This is a genomic window from Actinoplanes solisilvae, assembly GCF_003999975.1.
Taxonomy (GTDB): Bacteria; Actinomycetota; Actinomycetes; order Mycobacteriales; family Micromonosporaceae; genus Actinoplanes; species Actinoplanes solisilvae.
Genome location: NZ_RJAC01000012.1, coordinates 22830 through 35588, shown reverse-complemented (window position 1 = coordinate 35588; position 12759 = coordinate 22830). Strand labels below are relative to the sequence as shown.

At 71.7% G+C, this 12759-nt stretch carries 6 protein-coding genes; 3 read left to right on the top strand and 3 right to left on the bottom strand.

What is annotated here, in order from left to right; all coding sequences use genetic code 11:
• Positions 1–251: 251 nt before the first annotated feature.
• A complete protein-coding gene (locus EER30_RS26745) occupies positions 252–1148 on the top strand; it encodes an alpha/beta fold hydrolase (RefSeq protein WP_127503369.1) in 897 nt (298 codons plus the stop codon).
• Between the two features lie 8 nt (positions 1149–1156).
• Here EER30_RS26745 and fxsT read toward each other — a convergent pair whose 3' ends face one another.
• Positions 1157–4879, bottom strand: a complete 3723-nt coding sequence (fxsT, locus tag EER30_RS26740; RefSeq protein WP_127503368.1) for an FxSxx-COOH system tetratricopeptide repeat protein — start codon at positions 4877–4879, stop codon at positions 1157–1159.
• 214 nt (positions 4880–5093) lie between these two features.
• Here fxsT and EER30_RS26730 point away from each other — a divergent pair, with 214 nt between their 5' ends.
• Both EER30_RS26730 and EER30_RS26725 read left to right on the top strand, forming a co-directional pair.
• Complete coding sequence (locus EER30_RS26730; RefSeq protein WP_127503367.1) at positions 5094–5924, top strand: NAD(P)-dependent oxidoreductase; 831 nt, start codon at positions 5094–5096, stop codon at positions 5922–5924.
• 9 nt (positions 5925–5933) lie between these two features.
• Positions 5934–6554, top strand: a complete 621-nt coding sequence (locus EER30_RS26725; protein ID WP_127503366.1) for an L-threonylcarbamoyladenylate synthase — start codon at positions 5934–5936, stop codon at positions 6552–6554.
• Between the two features lie 4 nt (positions 6555–6558).
• Here EER30_RS26725 and EER30_RS26720 read toward each other — a convergent pair whose 3' ends face one another.
• The gene (locus EER30_RS26720; RefSeq protein WP_164842491.1) at positions 6559–7935 is read right to left on the bottom strand and encodes a WD40 repeat domain-containing protein; all 1377 of its coding nucleotides are present in this window, start codon (positions 7933–7935) and stop codon (positions 6559–6561) included.
• Positions 7936–8013: 78 nt separating this feature from the next.
• On the bottom strand, positions 8014–12723 hold the full coding sequence (locus EER30_RS26715) for a DUF4011 domain-containing protein (protein WP_127503364.1): 4710 nt from the start codon (positions 12721–12723) through the stop codon (positions 8014–8016).
• Between the last annotated feature and the right edge of the window lie 36 nt (positions 12724–12759).

The following is a 12759-nucleotide window of genomic DNA, read 5'->3' as shown; positions in this document are numbered from 1 at the left end:
TTTCGAACCTCTGACACCTCTCGTCTCGTACGGTAGGTAGTCACGTGACGCGCCGGAAATTCACCCTCACAAAAGCCGCGAGTGCCACAATCAGGGTAGGGGTGTTCCGGGGAAGGGCGTGGCGTGCTGAGATCTGGCGAGCCCTACCGACGAAGTGACTCACTTCCATCGTGGACTCCCAAGATCGAGAGTATCGAGAATAGAGAGCGGTCAGCCGAGCACGACGGCCGCCAGGCGCGGGAGGGCTTTTAATGGGCGAGGCCGGCACCCAACGCGTGGCCAGGGCTTCCGACGGCCGGGATCTCACCTTCGAGGAGACCGGGGACCTGCACGGCTCCCCCGTCTTTCTCCTGCACGGCACCCCCGGCAGCCGGCTCGGACCGAAACCTCGCACGGGCGTTCTCTACCGTCTCGGCGTGCGGCTCATCAGCTACGACCGGCCCGGGTACGGCGGATCCACCCGTCAGGAGAAGCGAAGCGTGGCCGACGCGGCCGGGGACATCGCCGCGATCGCCGACCACCTGGGCATCGACACGTTCGCGGTCGTCGGCCGTTCGGGCGGCGGGCCGCATGCCCTGGCCGCCGCGGCCAGACTGACCGATCGGGTGAGACGAACCGGCGTCCTCGTCGGCATCGCACCGTCGGACGCACCCGGTCTCGACTGGCTCAACGGCATGACGGACGCCAACGTCCGCGAGTACGAGGCCGCCGACAACGACTGGCCGAGGTATGTCGAACGCCTCCGCCTGCAGGCCGACCGCGCCCGGCGCAACCCGGACAGCATGGTGGACCTGTTGCGACTGGAGATGACCGCTCCCGATCTCCGGGTCACCGACGACGTCATGATCCGTCAGCTGCTGACCGCCACCTATCGGGAGGCGCTCAGTCAGGGCCCGTTCGGCTGGGTCGACGACGTCTTCGCGTTCCGGTCGGCGTGGGGCTTCGACCTGCGCGACATCACCGGCACGGTGCTGCTCTGGCACGGCGCGGACGACAACTTCTCCCCGGTGAGCCACGCGCGCTACCTGGCCGCGCACGTTCCCTACGCGGAGATTCAGATCCAGGAGGACGCCGCCCACTTCAGTGCGGTGGAGGTCCTGCCCGAGATGCTGCGGTGGCTGGTCGACGACTGGCCGGCTCCGTCCTGACCGGAAGATCAGAACGGATGCGCGTCGAGCATCCGGAACAGGTCACCCGAGTCCCGCCCGGCGGCGGCCATGCACCGCAGGGTGTCCGGGTGGTCCGGGCCGAGCACCATGCGGTGGCGATCCACCAACGACTCGACCAGCGCGGGCCGCTGCGGCCCGCCCCGAAGAATCGCCAGGTTGAGCTCGCAGGCGAGAGTGTGCGGGTGCGAGTCGCCGAGAACGGTTCTCATCTCGTCCACGATCTCGGCGGCGAGATTCCCCGCCGGTCCCCGCTCACCGATCGCTTGCTGGGCCACGGCCAGGTTGTTCCCGGCGACGAGTGTGTGCGGGTGCCGGCGACCGAGCTCGGTGGCCCGCGCCAGCCTGATCTCCTCGAACTCGCTCAGGCAGGTCGCCGCCTCACCGAGGGCGAAGTGACTCACGGCCAGGCCCGAGCGGCACGCCAGAGTGACCGGGTTGAACGGTCCGAGAGCCTCGAGAAGCTGCTCGTACGTCTCGTCGAGAAGTTCCGCGGCTTCGGCGTGCCGTCCGACGCAGCCGAGCGACACCGCCAGGTTCACCCGCGCGCCGAGAGTCAGATGCGACCGGGAGCCGAGGACTGACTGGTAGCGGCGCGCGATGTCGTCGAGCAGCTCGACCGACCGCGCGTACTCGCCGGCGTCGCGCAGGTCACGACCCAGGTTCGAGCCGGCGTTCAGGGTGTACGGGTGGCCCTGGCCGACCAGAATCGTCCACTGTTCGTAGGTGTGCTGATCGCGTTCGAGGGCGGTGCGGAAATCACCGGCCAGGCGGTTGGTCGTGGCCAGGTTGTTCAGCGCCAGCAGCGTCCGCGGAAAGCTCTCGCCGTAGTGCTCCACCCATGCCAGGTACGTCTTCTCGTCATGCCGGAGGGCGTCCGCGTACCGCCCCGACGCTCGCAGATCACCACCGAGTCCTCCGGCGGTCATCAACGTGTGCGGGTGTTCGCGGCCCAGCACCTCGACCTGTTCCCGCAGAACGGCTTCGTCGAGCACGAGGGCCTGCTCGAACTGGGCCGTCTGCCGCAGCAGGTTGGCGATGTTGAACCGCAGGTGGAGGAGCTGCCGGTGCAGCGTGTCCCCGTCGGCGGCCCACGCGGTCGCCCACTTCTGTTCCATCCGGCGGCCGAACCGCAAGCCCTCGTCGAACCGACCGGTGATCCAGAGATGGCGCAACCGGTCGATCATGAGCTGGCGGACCGTCTCGTCGGCACAGTCGGCGGCCCCCGACATCTCGAGATGGGGCCAGAGCATGTCGAAACGCGACCAGGAGGCAGGGTCGTCGATCTCGTGCGGCGGACGGGAATCGGCGAGAACACGGTGGATCCGATGACGGGTGTCGTCGCGGTCCGTCTCGGTCATGCGGCCGCGAACGACGTGCTGCAGCAGCCGGTGGACCTGAATCCTGCGGCGTGACACGTCGAGCTTGACCAGGGCCAGGCGGTGGAGATGTTGTATCAGGGCAGCGCGGTAGTGCCGGTCGGAGGCGAACGGATCGAGATCGACCAGCGCCGTCGCCAGGTCGTGGCCGTAGACCAGCTCCAGGGGAATCTCGGGGGCGAGCATCGAACACAGCTCGAGCAGGCGATAGGCGGCGGCGGACCGCTCGCGCAGCAGGTCGAGCGAAGCGGTCCAGACCTGCTCGACGGCCTCACCCGGACCGGTCAGTTCCACACGGCGCAGGAACTCCCCCACCGGCTCGCCCGTCTCGGACAGCCACGCACCGGCGTCGGCAACCGCCAAGGGCAGATCGCCCAGGAGGTCGGCGAGCCGGTCGGCCTCGTCGGCTCCGATCATGGGCAGTCGCCGGCGCAGATGTTCGACGCTCTCCGGCCGCTGGAAGACGTCGACCGGCATCGGCAGCGCCCGGTCGCCCCACCGGTTGTTGCGGGAGGTGACCAGCACGTGCCCGGATTGCCGCGGGACGAATTCGAGAAGCTCGTCGACGTCCTCCGCGTTGTCGAAGATCAGCAGCCAGCGGGCGTACGGCTCGCCGTCCTCGAGCGCGCCGATCACCTTGCGGACCTTGTCCTCGACACCGGAGCCGGCCGTGTTCAGGCCGAGCTCCTGGCCCAGCTCGGCCACCTGGGTGTCGACGAACGTCGTCATGTCGGCGTCGACCCACCAGACGACGTCGTAGGCGTTGCGGAACCGGTGCGCGTATTCGAGCGCGAGCTGGGTCTTGCCGGTGCCTCCCATTCCCTGCAGGACCACCGGCATCCCCACGCCGCCGCGCAACCCGGCGCGAAGCCCGAGGAGGAATTCCTTACGACCGGTGAACCGACCGTTACGGCTCGGGGCGTTGATGACGACCGGGCGCTCGCCGGGGAAGCGCGTGCCGATGGCCGACAGATCCGGCTTCTCGCCCGGCCACAGCCCGACCAGCCGCAGGGTCCGTTCCACCGCGACCTCGGCGGGCTGACCCGCGAGGAAGGCGGAGGACGACGGGGCGAACGACGGCAGCGGCGTGACATCGTCCACATAGATCGCCAGCGAGGGTCGCAGGGCCGACCGGTCGCGCGTGATGATGCCGGCGAACGCCGCGGCGTTGGCATGGGAGATCAACGTCAACGACCGGGCCGCGGCCGTCGGAGGGGCGCCGGTCGGCCCGTTCGGGTCGTGCACGCTGACCCCGACCGCCTTCAGCACGCCGCCGATCCACTCCGCCCAGGCCTGATCCTCCGCCGCGTAGCGCAGCGTGACCTCGTCGGAGACCTCGAACAGGGAACGGACGAACCGTTTGGCCGTCCTGATCCGCAACGTCTCGTCCATGTGCGGCAACGCCACCACGTCGCCGTCGGTGATGAACCGGGTGAGTTTCTCGTAGGCCGCCAGCAAGGTCGCGGACTGCCCGGGACGGTCGGCGAAAGTCGCGAGAGTTTCCTCGTAGGCGTAGAACGGCTGGTACGGCACCTCGACCGCGTTCCAGTAGCCGGCCCGCTCGCTCGCCGTCAGGCCGGCGGGCATCCCGGGAAAGCGCCGCCGGGCGAATGTGCGGCCCGCCTCGGCCTTCTCCTTCTCGGCCGGGTCGACCCGCATCGGCACGGGCAGGACCCTGATCGGCGGCCGCACGCCCACGGGCCGGCGGGTGACCACCTCGGCGATCTTGGCCGCGCCGTCGATGCTCTGCGCGTTCAGCGCGAAGCAGTCGACGAGCACGTCGGGCAACTGCACGCTGCAGATGTCGGCGACGTCGCTGAGTCCGCTGCGACTGTCGAGCAGGGCGTAGTCGTAGTTGGCGCGCATGTCGGCCGCGAGCGCGTCTATGAAGGCGCCACCGTTGTGCTCATGGTAGAAGTCGTCCCAGTTGATCGCGTTGAGGAGCGCGGAGTATTCGCGGTTCTGCCGTCCGGCGGAGAGGAGACTGAGCCGTCCCCCCGGCGGGAAGTGACCCCAGTCGAGCGTGAACGCGAACGCGTTGACCTGGGCGAAAGCCTTGTACCAGCCGTCCTCGCGGGGGAACGGCCGGGTCGACTCGTATTCGTAGGAGCGGATCATGTCGATGATTCCGGCGGTGGCCTCGGCCTTCTCCACCCCGAGGAACGGTTCGAAGAACCGGTGCAGCCCGGGCGACTCGAGATCCCAATCGGCGACCAGCACCCGCTTGCCGTTCGCGGCCAGGATCCAGGCGACATTGGCGAGCGCCATCGTGCGGCCCGCCCCACCCTTGAACGAGTAGAAAGTCACGACCTTGCCGTGACGTTGGTCAGTCATCGAGCCTCTTCCGTGCGGCGCAGGTCGCCAAGCCTCGGAACCGGGATCCGGTCCAGTTAACCACCGTGACAGCGCCGAACGCGGAAATGCCTGGGAGAATCCCGTCAACCGGCCGCGGATCCGCTCGCCAGGGTGCCTGTTCCCCGACGCCACCCGCCACCGTTCGGAAATTGGCCGTCGGAACGGCGGTCCTTTCCGGCCTACCGTGGGCGCCATGACCGTGGGATTTGTCGGGCTCGGGGTGATGGGGCGGCCGATGGCGGCGAACCTGGCCCGCGCCGGCGTCGAGCTGATCGTCTGGAACCGCACCGATCGGGGCGACACCCCGCCCGGGGCGATCCGCGCGAGCACGCCGGCCGACGTGTTCGCGAAGGCCGGCGTCGTCATCCTGATGCTGGCGACCGAGCAGGCCATCGACGACGTGCTCCCGGCCTCGCTGGCCGGCACGGTGGTCGTCCACATGGGCACGACCAGTCCCGAACACTCGAAACGGCTGGCGGCGGCCGTGGCGGCGGCCGGTGGGGGTTATGTCGAGGCGCCCGTCTCCGGGTCGCGAGGGCCGGCCGAGTCGGGATCGCTGATCGCCATGATCGCGGGAGAGGAGCAAGACCTTGACCGCGTACGGCCCCTGCTCGCCCCGATGTGCGCTCAGGTGGTCGACTGCGGGGCCGTTCCGGGCGCGCTGCTGATGAAGCTGGCCGTGAACACGTTCCTGATCAGCATGGTCACCGGGCTCGCCGAGGCCTTCCACTTCGCCGCGGGGCACGGGCTCGACACCGAGGTGCTGCGGCGGGTGCTCGACGCGGGACCGATGGCCAGCGCCGTCTCGCGCGGCAAGGCCGGCAAGCTGGTCGACGGGGACTTCGACGTGCAGGCCTCGATCCGCGACGTGCTCAAGAACAACGAGTTGATCGTGGCGGCCGCGCGCCGCCGGGGCCTCGCGTCACCGCTGCTCGACGTCTGCCGGGACCTGTACGCCTCGACGGCCGCACTCGGGCACGCCGAGTCGGACATGTCTGCGGTCGTCAAGGCGTACCGCCACTAGTATTTCCTGGTGGCGAAGTATTTCGACGTTCATCCGGACAACCCGCAGGCCCGCTCGATCCGTCAGGTGGTGGAGATCGTCCGGGCGGACGGGTTGATCGCCTACCCGACCGACTCGTGCTTCGCGCTGGGCTGCCGGATGGGTAACAAGGAGGGGCTCGACCGCATCCGCGAGATCCGCCACCTCGACGACCGGCACCACTTCACGCTGATGTGCCGCGACTTCGCGCAGCTCGGCCAGTTCGTGCAGATCAACAACGCGGCGTTCCGCGCGGTCAAGTCGGCCACCCCGGGGCCCTACACGTTCATCCTGCCGGCCACCAAAGAGGTGCCGCGGCGGCTGCTGCACCCGAAGAAGAAGACGGTCGGCGCCCGCATCCCCGACCACGTCGTCGCGCAGGCGATCCTGGCCGAGCTGGGTGAGCCGCTGGTGTCGAGCACGCTGCTGCTGCCGGGCCAGGACGAGCCGATGACGATGGGCTGGGAGATCAAGGAAACCCTCGACCACGTGCTCGACGCGGTGGTCGACGCCGGCGACTGCGGCGTCGAGCCGACCACGGTCGTCGACCTCTCCGGCGGCGAGCCCGAGATCCTGCGCGTGGGCTCGGGCGACCCCTCCCGCTTCGAATAACCCGTCAGGTCGAAAGCGCGCCGTCGGCGCCCAGGGCCAGGATGGCCAGTTCGCCTCGGTGGTCGGTGGCGGTCAGGCGGTGCTCGTCGAGGCGTTGCAGGGTGGCCAGGCCCGCGCCGAACTCGCCGACCAGGGTGGGGCCGGCCGGCGGGCCGGTCCAGTCGACGGTCCACGACCAGAGGCGCACGTCGTGCGAGGCGGCGACGACCACGGTGGTCTCGGGCGTGCCGAGCAGGGCGACCGTACGCACCGGCTCGGGGGCCCGCAGGGTGATGCCGCGCTCGACCTCGAGGACGGCCGGGTCGAGGCGGGCCACGCGCACGGCCTGGTGGGCGGCCGAGACGACGACGCGGTCGGCGAGGGCGTCGATCGCGCCGACGCGCAGGTCGTGCTCGACGACCACAACGCGGGCACCGGGCGGGCCCGCGGTGACGACGCGGCCCTCGGCGGCGAGCACGGCACCGCGGAACGGCCGGGTCGGCGTGGCCGGCGTGGACGGGGCGAGGCCGGGCGTGAAGGGTTTGCCCGAGGTGGCGTCGATCAGGTGCGGGCGGGCGGCGAAGGCGGCGGTGGCGAGCACCGGGCCGCCGACGGCGAGAGATCTCGTACGGATCGTCGGGTCGCTCAGGCGCCACACCGGGCGGCTCTCCGCGTCGACCGCGAGGACACTGCCGTCGTACGCCCCCGCGAGCACATGCCGCCCGTCGGCCGACCACGTCACCGAGCGCAGCGGGCTGTCCCCGGCCCGGATCGTGCGGATCGGGTCGAGGTGGGCGTTGCGCAGCTCGACCGTGCCGTCGCGCCGGGCCAGCGCGAGCGTGGTCGCGTCGGGCGACCAGGCGCAGGCCTCGACGGCGGGGGCGGCCCGCCCGGCGAGCGGGGCGCGGTCCTGGGCCAGGTCGCGCACGGCCACGAAGCCGTTCGTGCCGACCGTGGCGACCAGGCCGGTCGGGCTCACGTCGAGGCGTACACAGTCGTCGATCTCGCCCAGGTAGGTCTCGCCGAACGCCTGCCACACCGCCGCGCGCCCGTCGCCGAGAAGGCAGAGCAGGTGCTGACCGTCGGGCATCCAGGCGACGTCGGCGACCGCGGCGGGGTGTCCACCGAGGACTTTCATGAGGTACGGCGGGCGGTCGTCGACGACGCGCCACACGGCGGCCGTGCCGTCGGCCGAGCCCGTGGCCAGCAGGTCGGAGGCGCCCGGGTTCCAGGCCGCGGCGAGCACGGCCGACCGGTGGGCGAATTCGGTCAGCGTCACGGGGCGGGAGGGGTCGCTCGTCTCCTGCACCATGACCGTGCCGGCCTGGGTGCCGCCGGCCAGACGCATGCCGTCGGCCCGGAAGGCGACGCAGCTGACCGGCGCGGTGGTCCCTGGATTCACGCGACATATGCTGGACATCGCCGCGCATGCAGTCAATACCGCATTCGGGCAATACCGTACCCGGTCCGCGACGATCGATCACAGAACCGGTTGCAGCCTCAACAAATCGTCACGCCGGTAGGGCCAGGGTCCCGCGGTGGGCAGCTCGCCCGCCGCCTGCTCGATCGCCGCCCGCAGCCGGGCCCGCTCCCCCGCCGGGTCGTGGTGCCAGGCGGTGCTCCACACCCGATGCAGCCGCCAGCCGAGTCCGGTGAGGATCTCCGCGGTGAGCCGGTCGCGGTCGCGGGCCGCGGCGATCGAGCCGTAGAGCGGGCCGTCGCACTCGACGCCGAGCACGAAGCCACCGCCGGGGGCGTGCCGCCGCACCCCGATGCCGACGCGGTATCCGTCCGTGTTCAGGGCCGCCTCGGCTCGGAACCCCCAGCCGCGAATCGTCTCGAGCACCGACGTGACCAGCGGATTCGCCGCGACGGTGGGGCCTGCCACGGCGGCCGCGCCGCGCTCGGCGTAGTCGAGATAGGCGGCGAGCAGTCGTACGCCCGGGTTGGTCGACGGCGGGATGTCGCGGGACCGGACCGACGAGATGATCTCGACGCGGCGCCGGGCCCGGGTGATCGCCACGTTGAGCCGGCGCCAGCCGTTGGGTTGGTTGAGCGCGCCGAAGTTGCTGCTGATGCGGCCGTTCTCGTCGCGGCCGTAGCCGATCGAGAAGATCATCACGTCGCGTTCGTCGCCCTGCACCGACTCGAGACTCTTGATGAAGAAGCCAGTGAGCCGGTCGCCCTCGAGGAGCCGGTCCAGGCCCGGATGGCGCAGCGCGGCGCGTTCGAGGGCCGACTCGATCGCCTCGGCCTGGGCCACCGAAAAGGTGACGACGCCCAGCGACAGCTCGGGGCGGGTGGTGAGGCACGAGACGATCCGCTCGGCGACCGTCTCGGCCTCGATCGGGTTGTCGCGCGCGCCGCCGCGACGATAGACGCCGCCGGCCGGGACCAGATCGATTCCGGTCTCGGGGTCGGCCCCGGCGCTGGGGAAGGTCATCAGCCGGCCCTGGTAGAACCGGTGGTTGGCGAACGCGATCAGGGCCTCGTGGCGGCTGCGGTAGTGCCATCCGAGGCTGATGCGCGGGAACGCCCCGCAGCCCTCGGCGAGCTCCAGGATCGATTCGAAGTCGTTGACGTCGGTGCCGTCGTCCTCGTCGGCGCGGGTCGAGAAGAACGAGGTCGGCGGGAGCTGCCGGTCGTCACCCGCCGCGATCAGCGCGTCGGCCCGGTAGATGCCGTTGATCGCGTCGGCCGGCGCGATCTGGGACGCCTCGTCGAAGATGACCACGTCGAACGTGAGGTCGGCCGGCAGGAACTGGCTGACCGCCCGCGGCGACATGAGGAAGCACGGACGGGCCGCCTGCACGGTTTGCCGCGCGCGGGCGAGCAGATCCCGTACGGAGCAGTGGCGGGTCTGCTTGCTGCCCTCCCGGCGTAGCAGGGCGATCTCGTCGGCGACGCTCGGCTTGCGGGCCTCGATCGCCGCGGCGATCGTGACGGGCGCCTCGGCGGCCAGGGCGGCGTCGAGGCGGCGGAACTCGTCGACCAGGTGATCGTGCTCGACGCCGCCGAGGGGGTGCAGCCGCTCGTCGTCGCGGATCACGGCGTCGGCCCAGGCGGTGAGCACGGCCCGTTCGACCTCCTCGCGGAATCCGGTGCCACGCTCGACGCAGTGCGCGATCGTGGCGGCGGGCAGCACGCGGCGGGCCCTGTCGTAGCCGAGCCACTGCTCCTGGCCGTCGACGTCGTCGAGCAGCGTGGTCAGGAACGCGCCGTCGTAGTCGTCCAGCGCGGTCGCGAGCCCGGGCCGGCGGGTGGGGGCGAAGGCGGCGAGGACGCTGTCGCGGGCGTCCTCCCAGGCGCCGATGCGTTCGGCGAGCCCGGCGGCGCCCGGTCTTTCTTGAAGTGCCGCGGCCTGTTCCGGGCTCAGCGCGCGGTCGACGCCGTTCGGGAGCCGGCGGGCCGCCCTGGCCCAGGCGACCGCGTCGTCCAGGTCGTCGTGGCCGAGCTCCGGAGCCGGGTCGTCCGCCACGGCCTGCTCCTTCTCGGCGGCCGCCTTCTTGAGATCGAGCAGACGACGGGCCTCGTCGAGGTCGACCTCGCGACCGGTCGCCCGGTCGAACGCGTGCAGGACCGCGGCGGCCTCGGTGAGCGGGGCGGCCCGGGCCCGGCGGTCCTCGACGGCGTCGCGCAGCAGGTCGGCGGGCGGCTGGCGCTCAGCGACCGTACGGGCCCGCCGGGCGAAACGGATGAGCGCGGGGTCGGGATCGGGGCGGCAGATCTGGTCGGCGACCGACGGCAGCGACTCCGGCGGGGCGAGCCGCAACAGGTCGCCCGCCGTACGCAATGCCTCGTCGATCGCGGACGGGTCGCCGTGCTGGTAGCGGCCGAGCAGGGGTGCGTGCTGCCGCTCGACGACGGCCCGGTGACGCAGCGCCCGCTGCCAGCCCACGGCGACCCCCAGGTTGGCCACGGCCTCGGCGGGCGACACGGTGGGCAGGGCGAACGCGGCGACGGCGTTCCAGTCCCGGCGGTACGCCCCGAGCAGCTTGCGCAGGCCGCGGTGCTCGTGGACGAGGCGCTCGGCGAGCTGTTCGACCGGCTGGTCCACGATGGACTCGGCGAAGTAGGCCCGGCACAGGGCCCCGATCGCGGCGACCGTCTCGGAGCAGCGACGCAGGACGGCCGCGGCCGAGGAGACGGCGGTGAGCACCCCGGGGCCGAACCAGAACGGCTCGGGACGATGGGGCCGGTCGGCCAGGGCGGCCAGGGCGGCCACCCGCGCGAGATCGCCGAACGTGACCACCGCGGGCAGGCCGAGGCGGGCGGCGATCGTGGCCGCGTCCCGTACGACCTCGTCGATCGTGCCGGCCTCGGCGGTCAGCAGGCGGGCGGACACCTCGGCGGCGTGCGCGGTGAGGGTGCCGGGGTCCAGGGCGGGTGGTTCCTCGTCGGGGACGTCGGGCCAATCCACGCCGGCGGCTTCGCGTACGGCGGTTCGCGCCTGACGGGCGGCGGACAGCAGACGGCCGCGGCGCTCGGCGGCCCGCGCGATCGGCTCCAGGGACGGGGCGGTGAGCCACTCGTCGGTCACGACGGCGGGGCGGTGGGCGGCGTGAGTGACGAGGGCGGCGAGGCGTCCGGCGTCGGACGGGTGGGTCAGCGCGAATGCCTCGGTCGTGGTGGCGTACGTCTGGGTCTCGCCGGCCAGATCTCTCAGGGCGTGCCGGGCCCGCCGAAGGGTGTCGGTCAACGGGTTCTGCTCGGTCACGTCGCGCCAGGGGAAGCGGTCGCCCTCCTCGGCTGGGCGGCGGCATCGGGCCAGGTCGTCGGCCGCCTCCAGCAGGCGCTGCACGAGTTCGGGGGTCAGCGTCCGCGGGTCGACGGCGGGCATCGGGCCGGCCGCATGCGGTTCCGTGCGGCGGGCGCATTCGCCGATCACGTCATACAGGCTGCGGCCCAGCGGCTCGCGGCGCTCGTTCATCGCGGTGGCGTAGGCGTCCAGGCGGTCGCGCAGCTCGTTCAGCCGTTCCCGGTCGACTTCGCCGGTCGGCCGGGCCGGGCCGGGTGTCGTCTCGTCGAGGGACGCGGCGAGGGTGCGGGCGACCTCGCGGCGGGTCGTCTTGTGGCTGTGCAGCTCGAGCAGGTATCGGTCGAGGCCCACGCCGGCGAGGCGGTTGCGGACGACCTCGAGCGCGGCCGCCTTCTCCGAGACGAACAGGACGCGCTTCCCGGCGTGCAGGAGGCAGCCGATCATGTTGGCGATCGTCTGGGACTTGCCCGTGCCGGGCGGGCCGTCGAGCACGAAGCTCTGGCCGGCGACGGCGGCCTCGACGCAGGCCCGCTGGGTGGCATCGGCGTCGAGAACCAGCGGAAGCTCGCGCTCCGGCCCATGTCCCGGCCGCTGTGCCGGCCCCGGTTGCGCTCCCTCGGCCGTACGCGTCGGTATGCCGGCCCACCCACCCGGGAGAGGTGGCTCGGAGACTACGCCGCCGGTCGAACCCTCTCGCGGTTGTCCACCGGGCTTCTTCGTGCCAACCTGGCCGGCCAGGGCCTCGACCAGCGGATGGGTGACGACGCGCCGCTCGTTGTCGAGCAGGTCGCGGTACATCGCCTCCTTGTGGAAGCTGAAGCACGACAGCAGCACGCCCTCGGTGATCTCCCACGCGCGGTTGCTGACCGTCGACCGCAGCTTCTCCAGACAGGCGCGCACGTCGAGTTCGGCGAGCCCGTCCACGTCCGGTGTCGCGATGCCCATCCGGCGCAGGCGCAGGGCCAGGGCCGGGTTGACCACCGGGTCGTCGCCGCGCACGTGCAGCCGGGGTACGTCGCCGGGGCCTCGGGCGGTCAGCTCGGCCGGGAGCAGCAGGATCGGGCTGGTGAAGGCCGCGTCCTCCTCGTCGCGCCAGTGCAGGGTGCCGATCGCCAGGTGCAGGGTGGCGATGCCGCGGTCGAGGAGGTCCTGCCGCGACCTGCGCATCAGGCGGCGCAGGCGGGTGCCGAGGGCGGAGGCGCTCAGGTTGGTGCGGAACAGGCCGCCGGGTTCGGGCCGGGCCGCGTACGGGAGGAAGCCGTAGTCGCGGCCGTCACGCAGGGCGCCGACGATCTCGGGCGCGGCCGGGCCGGCGATCTCCAGGGTGCTGCCGGCCGAGCGGCGACCGGTCAGCAGGCGGTTTCCGGCGTCGAGGTTGACCAGCCCGTCGCGCCAGGCGCGGACTGCTGCTCTCGGCGTTTCGGCCACCATACTGTCGATTTCATCAAGTCCGACCGGTCTCGCGCC